This window comes from Streptomyces sp. AM25 (assembly GCF_058146165.1).
Window position 1 is genome coordinate 185,817 of record NZ_JBKIWN010000014.1, and the last position, 18,922, is coordinate 204,738.

Annotated in this window: 20 protein-coding genes; 8 read left to right on the forward strand and 12 right to left on the reverse strand. The window is 72.0% G+C overall.

The features are described 5' to 3' along the window. Positions 1-3: 3 nt before the first annotated feature. Positions 4-627, reverse strand: a complete 624-nt coding sequence (locus ACLHRZ_RS19960; protein WP_490419832.1) for a ScbR family autoregulator-binding transcription factor — start codon at positions 625-627, stop codon at positions 4-6. Positions 628-856: 229 nt separating this feature from the next. Here ACLHRZ_RS19960 and ACLHRZ_RS19965 point away from each other — a divergent pair, with 229 nt between their 5' ends. The 5 genes from ACLHRZ_RS19965 to ACLHRZ_RS19985 all read left to right on the forward strand — a co-directional run bounded on the left by ACLHRZ_RS19965 (position 857) and on the right by ACLHRZ_RS19985 (position 4,716). After that, on the forward strand, positions 857-1,759 hold the full coding sequence (locus ACLHRZ_RS19965; RefSeq protein WP_490419833.1) for a ScbA/BarX family gamma-butyrolactone biosynthesis protein: 903 nt from the start codon (positions 857-859) through the stop codon (positions 1,757-1,759). Positions 1,760-1,764: 5 nt separating this feature from the next. Further along, positions 1,765-2,541 carry an SDR family NAD(P)-dependent oxidoreductase gene (locus ACLHRZ_RS19970; RefSeq protein ID WP_490419834.1) on the forward strand — a complete coding sequence of 259 codons (777 nt, stop codon included), beginning with the start codon at positions 1,765-1,767 and terminating at the stop codon, positions 2,539-2,541. A 203-nt stretch (positions 2,542-2,744) separates the two neighbouring features. After that, on the forward strand, positions 2,745-3,317 hold the full coding sequence (locus tag ACLHRZ_RS19975) for a TetR family transcriptional regulator (RefSeq protein ID WP_490419835.1): 573 nt from the start codon (positions 2,745-2,747) through the stop codon (positions 3,315-3,317). A gap of 66 nt (positions 3,318-3,383) precedes the next feature. Next, positions 3,384-4,049 carry a sensor histidine kinase gene (locus ACLHRZ_RS19980; RefSeq protein ID WP_490419836.1) on the forward strand — a complete coding sequence of 222 codons (666 nt, stop codon included), beginning with the start codon at positions 3,384-3,386 and terminating at the stop codon, positions 4,047-4,049. Continuing rightward, a complete protein-coding gene (locus tag ACLHRZ_RS19985; RefSeq protein ID WP_490419837.1) occupies positions 4,042-4,716 on the forward strand; it encodes a response regulator transcription factor in 675 nt (224 codons plus the stop codon). The genes ACLHRZ_RS19980 and ACLHRZ_RS19985 overlap by 8 nt, the downstream gene beginning before the upstream one ends. 133 nt (positions 4,717-4,849) lie before the next feature. Here the strand turns inward: ACLHRZ_RS19985 and ACLHRZ_RS19990 are convergent, their stop codons facing one another. The 9 genes from ACLHRZ_RS19990 to dmpI form a co-directional block, all read right to left on the reverse strand. Then, the gene (locus ACLHRZ_RS19990) at positions 4,850-5,614 is read right to left on the reverse strand and encodes an SDR family NAD(P)-dependent oxidoreductase (protein ID WP_490419838.1); all 765 of its coding nucleotides are present in this window, start codon (positions 5,612-5,614) and stop codon (positions 4,850-4,852) included. Further along, positions 5,611-6,627 carry an AfsA-related hotdog domain-containing protein gene (locus ACLHRZ_RS19995; RefSeq protein ID WP_490419839.1) on the reverse strand — a complete coding sequence of 339 codons (1,017 nt, stop codon included), beginning with the start codon at positions 6,625-6,627 and terminating at the stop codon, positions 5,611-5,613. The genes ACLHRZ_RS19990 and ACLHRZ_RS19995 overlap by 4 nt, the downstream gene beginning before the upstream one ends. 36 nt (positions 6,628-6,663) lie before the next feature. Further along, positions 6,664-7,323, reverse strand: a complete 660-nt coding sequence (locus tag ACLHRZ_RS20000; protein ID WP_490419840.1) for an HAD-IA family hydrolase — start codon at positions 7,321-7,323, stop codon at positions 6,664-6,666. A 48-nt stretch (positions 7,324-7,371) separates the two neighbouring features. After that, positions 7,372-8,349, reverse strand: coding sequence for a ketoacyl-ACP synthase III (locus ACLHRZ_RS20005; protein WP_490419841.1), 978 nt, complete (start codon positions 8,347-8,349; stop codon positions 7,372-7,374). 96 nt (positions 8,350-8,445) lie between these two features. After that, positions 8,446-10,251, reverse strand: a complete 1,806-nt coding sequence (locus ACLHRZ_RS20010; RefSeq protein ID WP_490419842.1) for a CoA-transferase — start codon at positions 10,249-10,251, stop codon at positions 8,446-8,448. Then, positions 10,248-11,513 (reverse strand): beta-ketoacyl-[acyl-carrier-protein] synthase family protein, encoded by a 1,266-nt coding sequence (locus ACLHRZ_RS20015; RefSeq protein WP_490419843.1) that lies wholly within the window; start codon positions 11,511-11,513, stop codon positions 10,248-10,250. The genes ACLHRZ_RS20010 and ACLHRZ_RS20015 overlap by 4 nt, the downstream gene beginning before the upstream one ends. A 166-nt stretch (positions 11,514-11,679) precedes the next feature. After that, a complete protein-coding gene (locus ACLHRZ_RS20020; protein ID WP_490419844.1) occupies positions 11,680-12,906 on the reverse strand; it encodes an acyl-CoA dehydrogenase family protein in 1,227 nt (408 codons plus the stop codon). 22 nt (positions 12,907-12,928) lie between these two features. Then, positions 12,929-13,939: a phosphotransferase family protein gene (locus ACLHRZ_RS20025; RefSeq protein ID WP_490419845.1), complete on the reverse strand. Its 1,011-nt coding sequence runs from the start codon at positions 13,937-13,939 to the stop codon at positions 12,929-12,931. An 82-nt stretch (positions 13,940-14,021) separates the two neighbouring features. Beyond that, positions 14,022-14,204 carry a 4-oxalocrotonate tautomerase DmpI gene (gene dmpI, locus ACLHRZ_RS20030; protein WP_490419846.1) on the reverse strand — a complete coding sequence of 61 codons (183 nt, stop codon included), beginning with the start codon at positions 14,202-14,204 and terminating at the stop codon, positions 14,022-14,024. A gap of 202 nt (positions 14,205-14,406) precedes the next feature. On the opposite strand from dmpI, the gene fabG reads away from it, so the two are divergent. Both fabG and ACLHRZ_RS20040 read left to right on the forward strand, forming a co-directional pair. After that, positions 14,407-15,174: a 3-oxoacyl-ACP reductase FabG gene (gene fabG / locus ACLHRZ_RS20035; protein ID WP_490419847.1), complete on the forward strand. Its 768-nt coding sequence runs from the start codon at positions 14,407-14,409 to the stop codon at positions 15,172-15,174. Further along, positions 15,168-15,620, forward strand: coding sequence for a MaoC family dehydratase (locus tag ACLHRZ_RS20040; protein WP_490419848.1), 453 nt, complete (start codon positions 15,168-15,170; stop codon positions 15,618-15,620). The genes fabG and ACLHRZ_RS20040 overlap by 7 nt, the downstream gene beginning before the upstream one ends. Positions 15,621-15,693: 73 nt before the next feature. Here the strand turns inward: ACLHRZ_RS20040 and ACLHRZ_RS20045 are convergent, their stop codons facing one another. After that, entirely contained in the window at positions 15,694-16,449 is a 756-nt protein-coding gene (locus tag ACLHRZ_RS20045; RefSeq protein ID WP_490419849.1) for an SDR family oxidoreductase, read from the reverse strand. A 19-nt stretch (positions 16,450-16,468) separates the two neighbouring features. Beyond that, complete coding sequence (locus ACLHRZ_RS20050) at positions 16,469-17,107, reverse strand: LuxR C-terminal-related transcriptional regulator (RefSeq protein ID WP_490419850.1); 639 nt, start codon at positions 17,105-17,107, stop codon at positions 16,469-16,471. Between the two features lie 234 nt (positions 17,108-17,341). Here ACLHRZ_RS20050 and ACLHRZ_RS20055 point away from each other — a divergent pair, with 234 nt between their 5' ends. Continuing rightward, complete coding sequence (locus ACLHRZ_RS20055) at positions 17,342-18,922, forward strand: MFS transporter (protein ID WP_490419851.1); 1,581 nt, start codon at positions 17,342-17,344, stop codon at positions 18,920-18,922.

Sequence of the window (18,922 nt, forward strand, 5' to 3'; positions counted from 1 at the left end):
CGGTCAGGCCTCCGGCAGCCGCACCCGGGACGGGCTCACCTCGGTGCGGGCCACCACCGCCGGCATCGCGATTCCCGGCAGGAGTAGTCGCCACATCTGCACCACCCGCTGCGGGAGGTCCGTCCGGCCGCTCACCAAGGCCGAGTAGAGCTGCATGCCCGTGCACGCCTGGACGATGAACTCGGCCAACTCATGCGGATCCACCCCGGCCTGCAGTTCCCCCTTGTCGCAGGCGACGGTCAGAATGTCCGTCAGGATCTGCGCCCACTCCACGTAGGACGTGGCGTCCTGGATCCCGTTCTGCTCCGTGGCCAGCCGCACGCCCGCACGCAGCAGCGGGTCCCGCTGGAGCTGGAAGGACCAGACCATGGTGGTGTCCACCAGTCGCTGCAACCCTTCGGACTCCAGCAGCGGGACGATGGTCTCCGGCTGTGAGTTCATCACCGCACGGGCCAGGTCTTCCTTGGACTTGAAGTGGAAGTACATGGCGCCGGCCGTGGTGCCCGCGCGCTCGAGGATCCGGTTGATGCTCGAGCCGGAGTAGCCGTACTCGTCGAACACCTCGGCAGCCGCACGGAGGATCGCCTCGCGGGTCTGTATGGAGCGTTCCTGCTTGGGTCGCCCCATCTTGCCTCCTGAAAAATGAGAACGACCTCTATTTTAGCAGGGGGCGCCAGGTCCGCCCAGCCTGCCCGGAACCGGTCCCAAGTCGGTGGTATCAGAGGGGCTTTGGCGGAAGCGTGGGGATTCCTTGAGATGTTCATGAAGCTAAAAAAGCGAGCACTCTTTATGTTTGTGGCTGCGGCTTCCGGCCCGGCATCCCGCCGGGCCTGTACACCGCTAGGGGGAATTGATCATGTCGACCACCGCTACCAGCACGGTGCCCCGCGCCTTCGTCCACAAGACGTCCGAATCCGGTGTGTTGCTCACCGGCTGGCGGCCCACCGGCCCCGACACCTTCTCCGTCGCGGCGCGGTGGCCGGTCGCCCACGGCTTCTACGGCCCGCGGCGCGGTCTCCACGACCCGCTGCTCTTGGCCGAGTCCGTGCGTCAGGGCGCTCTGCTGCTCAGCCACGCGGTCTTCGACGTGCCCTTCGGGCACCACCAGTCGTGGAGCGGTTTCCGGTACGCCCTCGCCCCCGCGGCCCTGGTGGCCGGCGCGGCGCCCGCCGAGGTGGAGCTGCGCATCACGTGCACCGACGTCGTCCGGCGCGCCGGGTGTCTGGCCTCGGCCGACATGACCGTGGAGATCTACCGCGGCGACGTGCGTCTGGGTGCGGCGCGGACCTCCTTCCACAGCTACCCGCCCGCCATCTACCGCCGCCTGCGCGGCCGTTACGCCGATCTCGCCGGGGCCGTCGCCGGGACGGTCCCGCTCGCGCCGCCGATGGCCCCGCGGCGGGTGGGTCGCGAGCGGTTCGCCGACGTCGTGCTGTCCCCCACCGGCTCCCGGCACCTCACGCAGCTGCGCGTGGACCTCTCCCACCCCGTGCTCTTCGACCACCTCGTCGACCACGCCCCCGGCATGCTGCTGCTGGAGGCTGCGCGCCAGGCGGCGCAAGCGGCTGCGTACCCGGAGGAGAGCATTCCGGTCGCCATGGACGCCACCTTCACTGCCTATCCCGAACTCGACGTGCCCTGCTGGATCCACGCCGACGCGCTCCCCGTGGACCGATTCGGACGCAGGCGGGTCCTGATATCCGCTCTGCAGAACGACACGTCCGTCTTCTCCTCTGTCGTGACCCTGGGCCGGGTGTGAGCGCGATGACGAACGGTGCACGGGGGATGCTCGACGGCCGGGTCGCTCTCATCACGGGCGCGTCCAGCGGGATCGGCGCGGCCGCGGCGCGGCTGTTCGCCGCTGAGGGGGCGGCCGTGGTCGTGATGGCCCGCCGCGCGGACCGGCTGCACGCCCTTGCGGACGGGATTCTCGCCGCGGGCGGCCGGGCGCTGGCGGTGCCCGGCGACGTGACCGACCCTCAGGACGCGGAGCGTGCGGTGGCTGCGGCGGTCGAGACCTTCGGCCGGCTGGACGCCGCCTTCAACAACGCCGGTTACGGCACGGCCGGTGCCCTCTTGCACGAGGTCGACGACGCAGACTACGCGCGGACCATGGACGTCAACGTGGGCGGCGTGTGGAATTGCATGCGCCACGAGCTCCCCGCGATGCTCGCCTCCGGCATGCCCGGGGCCGTGGTGAACACCTCCAGCGTGGCTGGGGCGGTGGCGACCGGGGCATCGGCGGCGTACGTGGCCGCCAAGCACGCGGTCATCGGCATGACGAAGGCGGCTGCCGCTGAGTACGGACCGTGGGGGGTCCGGGTGAACGCCCTGGTCGTGGGTAACACGATGACCGAGATGACAGAGCAAGTGCACGACCTCGACCCGGAGTTGGAGCGGGCATTTCTCGCCCGACCGGTGCAGAAGCGGATGGCTGATGCGGAGGAGGTGGCGCAGGCCGCCGCCTGGTTGTGCAGTGAGCGGTCTTCGTTCGTGACCGGTGCCGCGGTGCCCGTCGATGGCGGGTGGACGGCTACGTAGTCCTTCGGCTGCGGGTCGTCCCTGGTTGCTCGCGCAGTTCCCCGCGCCCCCTTCGGGGCGCGGGGAACTTTGCGTTCTGGCGGAAGTCGTGGCTCCAAAAATACAGAACGACCGCTTTGATTTTGGCGCCGCCTGTGGATATCGTGCTGACCGGAGCCGGCAAGGGGCCGCGGGGGAGCTCGCCACGGGATCGGGAGAGCGCAATGGCGATGCAGGAGAGGGCGGTCCGGACGCGCGAGGCTCTCATCAGGGCGGCGGCCGCGGAGATCGACGGCAAGGGCTACGCGGGCGCCACCCTGTCCGGCATCTGCAAGTCCGCCGAGGTCTCCATGGGGGCTCTGACCTTTCATTTCGCCAGTAAGGGCGAGTTGGTGGACGCGGTCGTGGAGCGCGGCTGCGAGGTCACGCGCGAGCTGGTCGACAAGGTGGCGGCGGACGGGCGGTGCGCGCTGCGTTCCGTGGGGATGCTGGCGCTGGGGCTCGTGCGACTGCTGGAGGAGGACGTGGCCGTGCGCTCGGCCGCGCTCCTGGCCCGCGAGCGTCCCGCGGCCGGTGCCGACTGGACTGCGTCCTGGCTCCCCGCCGTCCGCGAGCTACTCGAAAGTGCCGGTGAACAGGGCGAATTGCGTACGGAGGCGCCGCCGGTGACGGTGGCCGCCTTAGTTGCGCATCTGCTGGCCGGAGCCGAGGTGCAGCGGCGCTGCGGCGGCGATGCCAACCGACGTGAGCCGATATGGGAGTTGGTGCTGAACGGCGTCGCGGCAAGCGGTGTCTGAGGGCTGGAAAACAAAGCGAACGTTCTGTATTCTCTCTGGTGTTACGGAGAGGAAGGCAGGATCGCTGTGACGTACATCGACGCCGCCCCCGATGCGGCCGTGTGCAGCAGGCTCGCGCGTGAGATCCACGACCGGATCGGCAGCGGGCTCGCCCTGGCACTGCGGCGACTGGAACTCCTGGAGCTCACCGCGACCGGGCTGACCCCGGCCGAGAAGGGCCGGCTGGCCGATGCCCGCGCCGCCCTGCTGGACACCCTGGGCGTGGCCCGGGAGGTCACCTCCGCCCTGCGGCGCTGCCCCGCGGCCGGTGCCATCACCTCTGCGCCCCCGCTGGAGGGTGCGCTGCGCAGCTTCCTGCAGTCCATGGAGCCGCTCGGAGTGCGGGTGCGGCTGCGGGTCGACGGCGAGGACTCGTGGGTGCCGCCGTTGGTCGTCAGCGAGGTCTTCATCGTCGTGCGCGAGGCGTTGCGCAACGCCCTCGCCCACGCGGGGGCGGATGAGGTGACGGTTCACGCCGTCATCGCCCCGCACGAGGTGTACGCCGAGGTCACCGACGACGGCGTGGGCTTCGACACCGCCACGCCCCGCACCGCGGGCCGCACCAACGGCCTGCTCGGCATGGAGGAGCGGGCCCGTGCCCTCGACGGCACCACCACGGTGACGTCCGTCCCGGGCCGCGGCACCACCGTCGCCGTATGGATACCGATCAAGGGGAGCAGCATCGATGACTGAGCGGATCCGCATTCTGGTCGCCGACGACCACACCCTGCTGCGCGAGGCGCTGTGCGATCTGCTCGGCGCCGAGCCCGACTTCGAGGTCGTCGCCCAGGCCGGTGACGCCGAGGCCGCCGTCCGGCTGGCCGGGCAGCTGCGCCCCGACGTCGCCCTGCTCGACGTCCAGATGCCGCACAACGAGGACCCGGTGGCCACCGTCGGCAGGATGCTGCGCCACCAGCCCGGCCTGCGGATCATCATCGTGAGCATGGACGACCACCCCGTTCTCGTACGGCAGTTGCTGGAACTCGGTGTCCGCGGGTACCTGCACAAGAGCGCGAGCCGCGAGACGCTGGCCGCCGCCATTCGCGAACGCGTCGACACCGGGCGCCGCGTGGTGACGGTCTCGGTGCTGCCGGGCGGCATGTCCGCCCCGGGGCCGGGTGCCCCGGGCGCCCAGCGGCTGTCCGAGCGGGAGGTGGAGGTCCTCGCCCTGGTGGCGGGCGCACTCAGCAACCGCCAGGTGGGGGCCCGGCTGGGCATCACCGAGGGGACCGTCAAGCGCCACCTGCGGAAGATCTTCGACAAGCTGGACGCGGTGTCGCGGCTGGACGCCGTCAACAAGGCGGTGGCGCTGTCGCTGATTCGGCCGCAAATGGATCGGCCGATGCGAGCGGCAAGTTGAGCGGTACGGATGCGCCCCGTCAGGGGCGCGGGGAACTGCGCGACCGGCCACGACGCGCCTGCAGATTCGACTGCGGGCCGTGGGGGCCGCTCGCGCAGTTCCTCGCGCCCCTTGCGGGGCGCCGTGGTCACCGTCACACCGTGAGGTACCCCCCGTCCACCGGGATGCTCGCACCCGTCACGTACGAGCTGGCATCCGCCGTGAGGAAGAGCAACGCCCCGTCCAGCTCGTGCAGTTCACCGGCCCGGCGCATCGGGGTGCGGCGTTCCACCCAGGTGCGGCCCTTGTCGTTGCCGAGCATGTCCTCGGTCATCTCCGACCAGAACCAGCCCGGGCAGAGCGCGTTCACGCGCACCCCGCGCGCGGCCCACTGGGCGGCGAGTTCGCGGGTGAGGTTGACGACCCCGCCCTTGCTCGCGGCGTACGCGGCCTGCGGCAGGCTGCCGCTGGCCACCAGCCCGTACACCGACGCGATGTTGACGATGCTGCCGGTGCCGCGCTCCAGCATCCCGGTGCCGACCGCCGCGCTGAGGGCGAAGACCGCGGTGAGGTTGACCCCCACGATGCCGTCGAAGCTCTCCACGGTCTGCCGCTCGGCCGGCACGATCTCCGACAGGCCCGCGTTGTTGACCAGGACGTCGATCGGGCCTAGCTGCTCGGTGACCGTGCGCACCAGCCGCTCGCGGTCCTCGGCGAGGGTCACGTCGCAGGGCACGGCGATGCTGCCGGGCAGTTGGTCGGACAGCTCCTTCAGCGGGCCCTCGCGCCGGGCGGCCAGCGCCACCCGGGCCCCGGCCGCGGTGAGCAGCCGGGCGAAGTGGGCGCCGATCCCGCTGGACGCCCCGGTGATCACGGCCACCTTGCCGTCGGTGCGGAAGATCCGGGTCGGGTCGCTCATCGCGCCGCCACCTCCGTCCCGACCGTGCTGCCCAGCCGGACCCGCATGCGGGCGACGGCCGCGCCGTCCTGCTCGAAGGCCACCTCGGTCCAGCGGCCCCCGTCCACGCTCTCTGGCAGCGGGCGCGTGACGACCGTGATGTCGCTGTCGAGTTCGGCGAAGCGCAGGTACTCGGCGCTCACGTACTGCAGGAAGAGCCCGTCGGGGGAGAGGCCCTGCTGCTCCCCGGCCAGCAGCAGCGAGGACTGCCGCGCGGCCTCCATCATGACCGGTCCCGGGACGTGGTCCTGCGCGTGATCGAACATGCTCGGGTGGTCGACCGGGACGCGCAGCCGCGCCAGCGACCCGTCCCCGTCGGCGCGTACGTCCTCCAGCACCACGTTCTCGGCGCGCTCCCGTCCCACCCGCCACGGGGCCACCGGCAGGCCGCCGGTGTGTCCGGGGAGGGTGTCGGAGTGCGGCGGTGGGGTCTCGCGGTGCGACATGCGCAGGCTCTCGTAGACGTCGTTCGGGCGCTGCGCGGTGTCGACGATGACCGTGCCGGCCCGCCGCCCGTCCACCATGACCTGCACCTTGTGGACGACCCGGGAGATCGCGCCGCGGTACTCCTTGGCCAGCTCGACGGTGCCGCGCAGGTCGAGGTCGAGCGGGCCGCGCACCCGCAGCGGTCCCGGGTCGGAGATCTCCATCGAGGCCGTCGCGGTGATCGACTTGGTGTCCTGGCCGGCGTCGTGCTGCAGGTGCATCGCGCACAGCAGCATCTGGCGGACGCTCTCGAAGACCACCAGCGGGTCGTGCATGGCCGGGCGGCCCGTGTGGTCGCCGTAGTAGAAGTGCGCGGGCGGGAGCTGGGCCGAGGCCCGGAAGGTCTTGTCGTCGACGGACTGGAAGTCGGTCAGGAACACCTCGGCGAGCGCGGCGCGGTGCACCAGGCGTCGGGACAGCGTGCGCTGCGTGCTCAGGGGTGCGGCCATGGTGTCGATGGTGTCGGTGGGCAGGGTGATGACGGTCATCTCGGGCTCCAGGAAAGGGAATCGGGCGGGTTCGGATCAGAGGTTCGCGGTCGCGAGCGGCTTCGCGGCGTCCATGAGGTCGGCGATCCGGCGTGCGGCCTGCTCGGCGGTGCGGAAGTGCACGGCCTGCCAGCCGGCGGCGACGGCGCCCGCGCAGTTCTTCTCCAGGTCGTCGACGAGCACGCACTCGTGCGGGGCGCGCCCGGCGCGCAGGGCGGCGATGCGGAACATCTCGGGCTCGGGCTTGCGGCTGCCCACGGCGTAGGAGCAGACGATGTCGTCGAAGTGGGTGTCGTCGACCATGTAGCGGCGGTGGCGCTCCCAGGAGGGCGGCAGGTTGGACAGCAGGCCCACGAAGGCGCCCCGGGCGCGGAAGCCTTCCAGGTGCCGGACCCAGTCGGCGTTGGCGGGGCGGCCGTCGAACCAGCGGTCGCCGAAGTTCTCCAGGTCGGCGACCAGGCCGAAGGTGCGGCCGAGTTCGGTCTCCAGCTCCGCGGACCAGGAGTGCTCGTCGAGCAGCGGGATGTCGATCACGCCCATGGAGTCGGTGCCGTGGGCCTCGCCCACGAGGCGCATGGCCTCCTTGAGCGCGTACGTCGGCACGCCGACCCGGTCGCTGAAGTCGTTGAAGGTGACGTCGACGGGCGGGGTGAGCACGCCGCCGAAGTCGGTCCAGATGGCCAGGGGAGCAGTCATGACGGTTCCTTCGGGTGGGAGGGGAAGCCTGCGGGTGAGGTGCGGGGCTCACAGGCGGTAGAGCAGCCCGCCGTAGTACCAGCCGGAGCCGACCGCCGTGGACAGCACCAGGTCGCCGGACGAGAGGACGCCGCTCTGCATGAACTCGGAGAGCGCGATGGGGATGGACGCGCAGCCGGTGTTGCCGCGGTCGGCGAAGTTGGTGAGGAACTTGGCGACGGGCAGGTCCAGTCCGTCGCGTACCCCGGCGTGGATGGCGTTGTTGCCCGGGTGGGGCACCAGCCAGTCGATGTCGGAGGTCTTGAGCCCGTTGCGGTCCAGGACGTTGTCCGCGACCTGCAGGCTGGAGCGGACGGCCAGGTCGATCAGTTCGGGCTTGGGCCGCAGGAAGCCCTCGGGGGCGCGGGCGGCCACGGTGTCGGCCTCGGAGGCGTCGCAGTCGAGCACGGAGTCGAGCAGGCCGCTCGGGTCGTCCGGGTCGCCCTTCTCCAGGACGACGGCGCCGGCCGCGTCGCCGAAGACCAGCTGCCCGCGGGTGCCGGGCCGGGCGCGGCGGGTGAACCGGTCGGCCGCCACCACCACGGCGCGCTTCCAGCCGGGGTGTGCGGTGAGCAGGGAGGCGGCGGTCTGCATGCCGTGGACGAATCCGGTGCAGGCGCCGCACACGTCGAAGGCGAGGGCGCCGTGGGCGCCGAGCGCGGCGGCCACACCGGGGGCGATCTCCGGGATCCACTGCCGGTCGGTCCAGTTGGCGAGGACGACGAGGTCCAGGTCGGCGGCGCCGTAACCCGCGTTCTCCAGCGCGTTCCGGGCGGCCTGGACGGCCATGAACTCCAGCGTCTCGTCCTCGTCGGCGACGTGCAGGCTGCGCACGCCCAGTTCGGCGGCGGCCTCGGGCGGGTAGGTGCGCCCGCCGACGGTCACCTCGCCGTCGTGGCGGCGCAGGTGACGGGGGTAGTAGTGGCCGAGCCCGGCGAACTTCAGCCCGGATCCGGTCCAGGTACGGCCTTCGGTACGTGCGTGCATGAGGGTGCTCCTAGGAATGAAGTTGGGGATGAATGGCGCCCCGAAGGGGCGCGGGGAACTGCGCGACAAGCCACAACGGACCCGCAGATGAAGCGGCTAGCGGTACCGACCGTCAGGGTCGAGGGACCGCAACAACGCCAACTCCTCGTCCGTCACCGGCTTCTCGGGCACGACCCCGGTGACGTCCGCGGACCACGAGGTCCGCTCGGCCACGGCGGCCGCAGCCCGCTCCTCGACGGCGCCGGGACCGTCGCCGCCCTCCGGGCCCAGCCAGGTGGCGAGCCGGAAGCCGTCCCCGCCGTCCGTGCGGCGGAACCGGCCGAAGTCGCTGACCACTTCGCGGACCCGGTGCCCGGGGCTGGTGCGGTAGCCGACCTCGCCGACGTAGCGGCGGCGGGAGGACGGGGCGATCACCACGCAGTCGGTGGACGAGGCGATGTCGTTGGCCCCGCCGGACCCGGTCAGCCAGCGGCCGTCCGCGCCCCGGCTGGTGTTGATCGTGCCGGTGCCGTCGATCTCCGCGGCTGCCAGCACGCCCAGGGCGCGCGGGTTGGCGGCCACCATGCCGCCGAGGATCTCCGGGATCCCGGCGAGCATTTCGCTGCGTCCGGCGTGCAGCAGGCTGAACAGGTAGACGTCACCGGGCTCGGGCGTGAACCCGTACATCCCCAGCTCCGCCACGACCTTGACGTCGTGCCCGCCGCCGCGCAGCAGCCCGGCGGCCAGCCACGCCGCCATGTGCGAGGTGCCGATGCCGGCGAGCAGGGTGTCGTAGCCGTGCTCGCGCACCTGGTCGGCCACGGCGCGGGCGCCGAGGACGATCAACTGCTCCTGGCGGCTGGGCGGTTCCGTCCCCGTCGGCACCGGAGGAGCCGGTGCGGCGCTGCGCTCCCCGGCGGTGAGCCGGGCCCGGGCCGCCGCCTCGCTGCGGGCGATCTCCTGCCACAGCTCGGTCTCCTCGGCGTACGGCTCCTCGGGCACCGTGCCCGGTTCGGCGAGGGCCGCCCGGCGTTCGGCGCCGAGCCGCTGGACGTAGCCCGCGTGGGAGCCGGGTCCGGTGACCCAGGTGCGGTACCAGTCGTCGCCGCGCTGCGGGCCGTGGCAGGAGGCGACGATCTCCTCCAGGAAGGCGTAGTCGTCCAAGTAGCCCGCGACGCCGGCCAGTCCGCCTGTGCGCAGCGACTGGGGGTGGGCCCCCATCGGTGCCTCGCACAGGCCCAGCACCCGCTGGCCCGGGATGACCACCCGGTCGTTGATCTTCCGCAACTCCTCTCGGGAGACGATCCGTTCGACCGATGCGACGACCCCGCGCTGCGCGGCGTACGCGGCCCAGGCGCCTTCGCCGAGCGGCGGTACGAGGGCGATGTTGCCGTCCTCGTCGGCGACCGCGCCGTGGACGAGCGTGACGTCCGGGCGCAACGGGGCCATGAGCGTCACGTGTTCGCCGGGCCGGGCCGGGTCGGGCACCCGGTGCAGCACCCCCGGCTTGCCCTCGGCCAGGTCGGTGCCGGCCAGCGAGCCGGTGACGGCGTAGGGGGCGCCCTGGGCGCCGGCGATCAGCCGCTGCACGTAGCTCAGCAGCGACCAGGCCTCGAAGGCGAACGGCTCGCCCTGCTCCAGCCGGGCGTAGAGCGGGTTGGGCCGCGGGGACGGGTAGGTGTCGCCGACGAACCCGGCGACGACCTTCTCGGCGACGCCGGAGAGGGCGAGCGCGTGGGCCGAGGAGTGCACGGCCGTGGTGCTCACGGTCAGCCGGCCCTCCGCGCCGAACACCCGGCACAGCGCGTACGTCAGGGCGTTGGGGCGGGACGGGGTCCCGGCCAGGTGGACGTGGTCGCCGGGCTCGACCAGCCGGCGGACCAGCTCGTCGACGTCGGAGGCGATCAGCGGCTGCCGGGTCATGACGGCGCTCCCACCGCGACCACCGAGGTCTGGCTGCCGAAGGCGAAGGACATCGACACGGCGAGGTCCAGCTCGGCCGGGCGGGCGCCCTCGAAGACGTGGTCGTGGTCGCACTCGGGGTCGGGCGTGGTGAAGTTGATCGTCGGGGCGATGGTGCGGTGGTGGATCATCAGGCTGGTCGCGGCGACGTTGATGATGCCCGCGAGGCCGAACGTGTGCCCGTAGATGGGCTTGTTGGAGCTGATGGGCGGGAGCTGGCCCACGGTCCGCTCGGGGTAGAGGGCGCGCAGGGCGCGGGACTCGGCGATGTCGTTGTAGCGGGTGGCGGTGCCGTGGGCGCAGAAGTAGTCGACGTCCTCGGCGCTGCGGCCGGCGTCGGCCAGCAGGTCCTCGATCAGGGCGGCGGTGACCTTGCCGGTGAGGTCCATGGTGGTCGGGTGGGCGGCCTCGTTGAGGGAGGCTGCGGAGAGGATCTCGGAGTAGATCCGGGCGCCGCGGGCGCGGGCCGCCGACTCGCGCTCCAGGCAGAGCACGACCGAGCCCTCGCCGAGCGCGAAGCCCTCGCGGTCGTTGCTGTAGGGACGGACGGCGCGTGTGGGGTCGTCGCGCTCGGTGGACATCACCCCGCTGCCCATCGCCCGATAGCAGGAGGCGACTTCGGGCAGGATCGGGAACTCGTGGCCGCCGACGAGCATCACGTCCGCGGCGCCGGACTGCAGCTCGCGCAGGGCCACGCCGATCGCCTGGTGGCCGCCGACGCAGGCGTTGCCGATGGTGGTGACGAGGCCCTGGGCGCCGGTGTAGATCGCGGAGAGGGTGGCCGGGCAGCCGGGCAGGCCGCGGAACATGGCGCCCTTGTCGCCGAAGGCGGTCGGGTCGGCGCCGGTCAGCACGTCGCGCCACCAGGCGGACGGTCCGCGCGAGGAGGACATCACGATGCCCAGCCGGCGCGGCTCGACGTCACCGGGGGCCAGCCCCGCGTCCCGCCGGGCCTCGGCCACCGCCGACATGCCGATGAGGATCTCGCGGGAGTACTTGGCCGCGTGGGCGTCGCTCAGTTCGGGGAGGAAGGGGTGGTGGTCGAAGCCGTTGATCTCGGCGGCGACGTGCACCGGCAGCCCGGCCTCCGCGCCGTCGAACCGGGTGAGCCGGCCGACCTGCGAGAGCCCGCCGGATATGTTCGCCCAGAACCGGTCCACGGACAGGGTATGGGGAAGGACGACGCCTATCCCGGTGACGACTATGCGTTCCGTGTTCTTCATGGGAAAAACGATATGGCGGGCGGAATTCGATTCCATGGACCGCGTGGTACCGAATTCCGGGGAATTCCGGTACCGGGAGTACTGGTTGCCGGACACGAAAAAAGTTCCCCGCGCCCCGGAAGGGGCGCGGGGAACTGCGCGAAAAGCCACGAACGACCCGCACTTTTCAGCGGTACCGCTTCAACTCCCGCCGCGCCAAGGAGGCGCGGTGCACCTCGTCGGGACCGTCGGCCAAGCGCAGCGTCCGGGCATGGGCCCACAACTGCGCCAGGGGGAAGTCCTGGGACACCCCGCCGCCACCGTGGGCCTGGATGGCCCGGTCCAGCACCCACTCCGCCATCTCCGGCACCGCGATCTTGATGGCCTGGATCTCCGTGTGCGCGCCCTTGTTGCCGACGGTGTCCATCAGCCAGGCGGTCTTCAGGACCAGCAGCCGCGCCTGCTCGATGCGGACGCGCGACTCGGCGATCCACTCCTGCACGACGCCCTGTTCGGCGAGCGGCTTCCCGAAGGCGGTGCGCCGGCCGACCCGCTCGCACATGAGGTCGAAGGCGCGTTCCGCCATGCCGATGAGCCGCATGCAGTGGTGGATGCGCCCGGGCCCGAGCCGGGCCTGGGCGATGGCGAAGCCCTCGCCCTCCCCGGCGATGATGTTCTCCGCCGGCACGCGGACGTTGTCGAAGACGACCTCCGCGTGGCCGCCGTGCGGTCCGTCGGTGTAGCCGAAGACCGTCACCCCGCGCTCGACGTGCACGCCGGGGGTGTCGCGGGGGACGAGGATCATCGACTGCTGCCGGTGCCGCGGCCCGTCGGGGTCGGTCTTGCCCATGACGACGAGGAGTTCGCACTCCGGGGCCATCGCCCCGGACGACCACCACTTGCGTCCGTTGATCACGTACTCGTCGCCGTCCCGCTCGATGCGGGTGGCGATGTTGGCGGCGTCCGAGGAGGCCACCTCCGGCTCGGTCATGCAGAACGCCGACCGGATCGTGCCGTCCAGCAGCGGCTTGAGCCAGCGGTCCTGCTGCTCCGGGGTGCCGAAGAGCGCGAGGACCTCCATGTTCCCGGTGTCCGGCGCCGCGCAGTTGACGGCCTCGGGTGCGATGTGCGGGCTGCGGCCGGTGATCTCGGCGAGCGCGGCGTACTGCAGGTTCGTCAGCCCCGCGCCGAACTCCTCGCCCGGCAGGCTGTGCTGGTCTGCAAAGAATAGATTCCAAAGGCCCTGGCGTCGGGCCTCGGCCTTCAGCTCCTCCAGGACCGGGGGGCGCCCCCACGGGTGCCCGGCGGCGTGCTGGGCCGCGAACACCGGCTCGGCGGGCAGCACATGATCGTCGAGGAAGGCCCGCATCCGGGCACGCAGTTCCTCGGTCCGGGCGTCGTACGCGAATTCCATGGTCTCTGTCTCCGTAGCGGGATCAGCGGGCGGCCGCGTCGAGTGCGGCGTGCCCGCGCTCGACGAGCAGCGGCACGGCCTCGGCGAGCGCCGCCGGCTCGTCGCCGACGGTGTGGCCCTGGACGGTGCGGCAGTGGATGCCCTCGAGAATGGCGGCGAGCTTGTAGAAGGAGAAGGCGACGTACCAGCCGAGCCGGTCGAGCGGCACGGCGCTGCGCGTGGCGTAGCGCTCCACGAGCTGCGCGGCCGACGGCCAGCCGGGGAGCGCGCCGGGGGTGGCGACGGGGGAGTGGGGGAATCCGGCGAAGCCGTCCCAGTACATGCAGAGCATGCCGAGGTCGGCGAGCGGGTCGCCGAGGGTGGACATCTCCCAGTCGAGCACGGCGTTGATCCGGCCCGGATCGTCCCGGTCCAGCAGCACGTTGTCGAGCTTGTAGTCGCCGTGGACGAGGGAGGCCGCGCCGCCGGACGGGCAGCTCGCGGCGAGGCGGTCGTTGAGGGCGCCGGCCCCGGGGACGTCACGGGTGCGGGAGTCCTCCCACTGCCGGCGCCAGCGCCGCACCTGGCGGGCCATGAAGCCTTCGGGGCGCCCGAAGTCCGCCAGTCCGGCCTGCGCGGGGTCCACGGCGTGCAGGGCGGCGAGGGTGTCGACGAGCGCGAAGGCGGTGCGCCCGGCCGCCGGGGGCCCGAGCGGGGCGAGTTCGGCGTCGCTGCGGAAGGTGACGCCCTCGGCCAGCTCCATCACGTAGAACGGGGCGCCCAGCACCGCGGGGTCCTCGCACAGCCCGTACGTGCGCGGCACGGGCACGGCGGTGGGCCCGAGCGCGGTGAGCACGCGGTACTCGCGCGCCATGTCGTGGGCGGTGGCGAGGACATGGCCCAGCGGGGGCCTGCGGAGCACGAGGCTGCGGTCCCCGCAGTCGATCCGGTACGTCAGGTTGGAGCGTCCGCCGGCCAGCAGCCGGGCGCCGGCGGGCGGGGGGCAGCCGGGCAGGTGCGCGGCCAGCCAGGCCGCCAGCGCTGCGGTGTTCATGTCTCCTCCGGAGGCCTACGCCACGGTCCCGGCCGCCGTCGGGGGTGCGGGGCCGGGACCGTCGGTGTGGGGGGTGTGCGGGTTACTTGTCGGCGGTGAGCTTGCCGGCGGTGCCCCAGCTGTCGGTGGGAACCTCGGTGACCCAGACCTGAACGGTCTCGGCCGGGATCTGGTAGGCGTCCACGAAGGCGTCGGTGATCCTGGCGACCAGGTCGCGCTTCAGCTCGACGTCGCGGGGGCCCTGGAGAACGGTGACGACCGGCATGATTCCTCCTGAATGAATTCGCTGATCCACTGCGATTGCGGCGTTGCAATTGCGGTGCACCACGGACGTTATGGGCCGCGGGGAAGGCGATTCAAGGGAAATGCCTCCCAGGTGGACCCTGCATGTCCCGGAAGAAACACCGGCCGGTGTCGTTGGCGTCAACGGGCCTCTGTTCCGCCCCGGTGCCGCCTACCGTCGCCTCATGACCACCACATTTACGCATGCACGTGTCGCGATCGTGACCGGAGCGGCCCGCGGCATCGGTGCGGCCACCGCCGAGCGGCTGGCCGCCGACGGCCATGCCGTCGCCGTCCTCGACCTCCACGCCGCCGCGGGGGCGGAGACCGTCGCGCGCATCGGGAAGGCCGGCGGCCGCGCGCTCGCCGTCGGCGCGGACGTCTCCGACGAGACACAGGTCGCGGCCGCCGTCGCCGAGATATCCGAGCGGCTCGGGGCCCCGACGATCCTCGTCAACAACGCGGGCGTGCTGCGGGACAACCTCCTGTTCAAGATGACCGTCCCCGACTGGGACACCGTGCTCGGCGTGCACCTGCGCGGCGCCTTCCTGATGTCCCGCGCGGTCCAGAAGCACATGGTCGACGAGGGCTTCGGCCGCATCGTCAACCTCTCCAGCTCCTCGGCCCTCGGCAACCGCGGCCAGGCCAACTACGCTGCCGCGAAGGCCGGTCTGCAGGGCTTCACCAAGACGCTGGCCATCGAACTCGGCAAGTTCGGCGTGACGGCGAACGCGGTGGCGCCCGGCTTCATCGCCACCGACATGACCGCCGCGACGGCGGAGCGCATGGGCGTCACCTTCGAGGAGTTCAAGACGGCCTGCGCGGCGGAGATCCCGGTACGGCGCGTCGGCACACCGGACGACGTGGCGGAAGCCGTCGCGTTCTTCGCGAGCGAGGCCGCGGGCTTTGTGTCGGGCCAGGTCGTGTACGTGGCCGGGGGTCCGCTGTGCTGAGCTTCACGTCGGCGGACGAACTCCGGGCGGCCGTGGGCCGGGAGATGGGCCCGAGCGACTGGCTGGAGGTGGACCAGGCCCGCATCGACCTCTTCGCCGAGGCCACGGGCGACCACCAGTGGATCCACACGGACCCGCAGCGCGCGGCGGCCGGCCCCTTCGGCACGACGATCGCCCACGGGTATCTGACGCTGTCGCTGCTGCCGGTGCTGGTGCCGCGGCTGATGGATGTCGTCGGGGCGACGATGGGCGTCAACTACGGTGCGAACAAGGTACGTTTCCCGTCCCCGCTGCCTGCGGGTTCGCGGGTGCGGGCCAGGGCGCGCATCGTCGATGTCGGGGAGGCCGGGGGCGGGGTGCAGGTGACCACGTCGGTGACGGTGGAACGCGAGGGCGGGGAGAAGCCGGTGTGCGCGGCGGAGGTGGTGAGCCGTTTCGCGTGGTGAGGGCGTGAGGGAGCAAACGCCGGACGGGCCGACACAGTCGGCCCGTCCGGCGTTTGAGGATCGGGGCAACTCCTCAGATGCCGCCCCCCGCGGTGATCAGCCCCCCGTCCACCGCAAGCGTCTGCCCGGTGACCCAACTGGCGTCACTCGACGCCAAATACGCCACCGCCGCCGCAATGTCCTCCGGCACCCCGAGCCGCCCCAGTGCGTACCCGGCCGCCACTTCCGCCTCCCGCTCCTCGTAGAGCTTCTCCGCGAACCGCGTCCGGACCACGGCCGGCGCCACCGCGTTCACCCGTATCCGCGGGCCGAGTTCGCGGCCCAGCTGCTCGGTCAGGTGGATCAGGGCCGCCTTGCTGGCCCCGTACGCCCCGATCCCCTCCGCGGGGCGGAGGCCCGCGACGGCCGTCATGTTGACGACGCTGCCGCCGTGCTCACCCATCCACACGCGTCGCGCGTGCCGCAGCCAGCCCAGTGCGGCCAGCACGTTGACCTCGAAGACCTTGCGGATCGCGGACTCCTGGACGTCGAGGACCGGGCCGAACACCGGGTTGATCCCGGTGTTGTTGACCAGGACGTCCAGCCGGCCGAATGCCCCGACGGTCCGTTCCACCGCCTCCGCCTGATGCGCGGCATCATCCGCCTTTCCGGCCACGGCCAAGGCGAATTCGGGCCCGCCCAATGCCTTCACGGCCTCGGCCAGCGGTTCCGCCGAGCGCGCGGTGATGCACACCCGCGCCCCTTCGGCGACCAGCCGCTCGGCGACGGCGAATCCGATGCCGCGGCTGGCACCGGTGACGAGGGCGACACGGCCCTGGAATCGATTCACGGAAGATCTCCTAGGAAAGTCAGGACGCCGCACGGGTCTGCGCCAGCAGTTCCCGCCGGTTGGCCACGCCGAGCTTGTGCAGCACATTGCTCACGTGGTTCTTGACGGTCTGCCGGGCCAGATGCAGTTCGGCGGCGATTTCGTCGTTGGAATAGCGGCCGAGCAGCAGCCCGAGGACCTGCTGTTCGCGCGCGGTCATGCCCGAAATGGCCGACGGCGCACGGGTGCCGCCCGCGCCGTGCTCGCGCAGGTGCCAGACGGGACGCCCGGCCGCGAGCGTCTCCACGGCCTGCACCAGCCGCTCGGGCATGGCCGACCGGTGCACGAAGCCGTCGGCCCCGGCCGCCAGACAGGCCGCGACCACGGCCGGATCGTCGGCACCGGCGAACACCAGCACGGTCGGCGGCCGCGCGAGCCCCTTGGCCTGGCGGGCCAACTGCACGCCGTCGCCCGGCTCCACGAGGTCGACATCCGTGACGAGCAGGTCCGCACCCAGCCGCCGGACCGTCTCCAGCGCGCCTTCCCGCGACTCCGCTTCGCCCGTCGCATCGGCCACCCCGGAATGCCGCAGCAGCGAGGCCACCGCGGCGCGGGGAACCGGAAAGGGGTCGGCCACGACGATCACGCGGTGCTGCGACAGTGAGCAGTTCGTATTCATGGCTACCTCCAGGGGGCCGAACGTAGCCTGCGGAACGGCGGGTTCGGGCCACGGTGCGCCGAGAGCGGCACCCCGGCTCTCCCTAAGGGGTATGCGCGGGCGCCGTGTTCCGAAAGTGATATCGCCCGCGCCATAAGGGGAATTCACCCGGCCCCGGCCCCGGCCTAGGTTGATCTGCGAGGCGCGCATTCCCGAACTCCCGCATCGCACCTACCGACAAGGATTTCGATCACGATGAAGGACACACCGCAGCGCGACGCCCGCCGCCCGGTCATCAGTCTGGTGACCGTCGTGCTGGCCTCGTTCCTCCTGCCCATATCCCTGACGGGGGCGTCCGTCGCCATGCCGGGCGTGGCGGACGACTTCCACAACAGCCTTGCCGCAGGCCAGTGGATCGTGAACGGATACGACCTGGCCTTCGCCAGCTTCATGCTGGCCAGCGGTGCGTTCGCGGACCGGTTCGGCCGCCGGAAGGTCTTCGCGACGGGCAGTGCGGTCTTCGCGCTCTCGTCGCTGGTCTCGGCACTGTCCGGCGACATCCTCGTCCTGGACGCGGCCCGCGCGGTCGCGGGTCTGGGCGCGGCCGCGGTCCTCACCTCCGGAAGCGCGCTGCTCGCCCAGATCTTCACCGGTCCCGCCCGCGCCAAGGCCTTCGGCGTCTTCGGCACGGTCGTCGGCATCGGCCAGGCCTTCGGGCCCTTCGTCTCCGGCGCACTGTCGACCACGTTCGGCTGGCGGGCGATCTTCCTGGTGCCCGCCGTCGCGGGTGGTGTGGTCGTCCTGCTCTCCTTCCTGCTGCCGGAGTCGCGCGACCCCGGGGCCACCCGGGTGGACTGGGCCGGCACGGTGACCCTCACCGCCGCGCTGGCGAGCCTGATCACCGCACTGCTCGAAGGCCCCGAACTGGGCTGGGGCCACGGGCTGGTGGTCGCCGCCTTCGTCGTCTCCGCGGTCCTGTTCGTCGCGTTCGTCGTGGCCGAGCGCCGTCAGGAGCGCCCGATGGCCGACCTGACCCTTTTCCGGCAGCCGCGGTTCGCCTCGCTGTGCGCCGCCGCGGTGGCCATGGTCGCCGGCTTCACCCCGCTGCTCGTCTACCTGCCCAGCTACCTGACGGCGGTCAACGGCGAGACCACCATGCACGCCGGCACCGACCTGCTGATGCTCACCGTGCCCACCATCTTCTTCCCGATGATCGCCGGATACCTGCAGCGCTGGATCCCCCTGAACCACCTGGTGACCGCCTCGGTCGGCCTGCCGGCCCTCGGCGTGGCATGGCTGACGGTGATGGAGCCCGGCATCAGCAACTGGGCCGCTCTGGGCCCGTACCTGGTCATCGGCATCGGCGTCGGCATCGCCTTCGGCGTGCAGGACGGCGCGGCCGTCTCCAGCGTCGAGCCCGAGCGGGCCGGCATGGCGGCGGGCATGTTCAACACCATGCGCCTCGGCGGCGAGACCGTGGCGATCGCCATCGCGGGCACGCTGATGGTCACCTTCACCCGCTCCCACCTCGGCTCGCGCCTGGACGCCTTCTCCGGCCCGTACGCGCACGACCCCGGCGCCCTGGCCGCCTCGGTGAACCAGGGACAGCTCGACGGGCCCGCCGGCACCGTGCCGGCCGGGATGCGCGATTCCTTCCGTTCCGTCGCGAGCAGCGCCTACACCGGCGGACTGCACGACGTGCTGTGGGTCATGGCGGCCTTCTGCGCCGCGGTGACCGTCCTCGTGGCCGTCGTGGGCGCGCGGCACAAGGCGTCCGAGGCGTCCGGTACCGCCGCGGAGCCGGAGCAGGCCGAGCCCGCACCGGCGCTGGTCTGA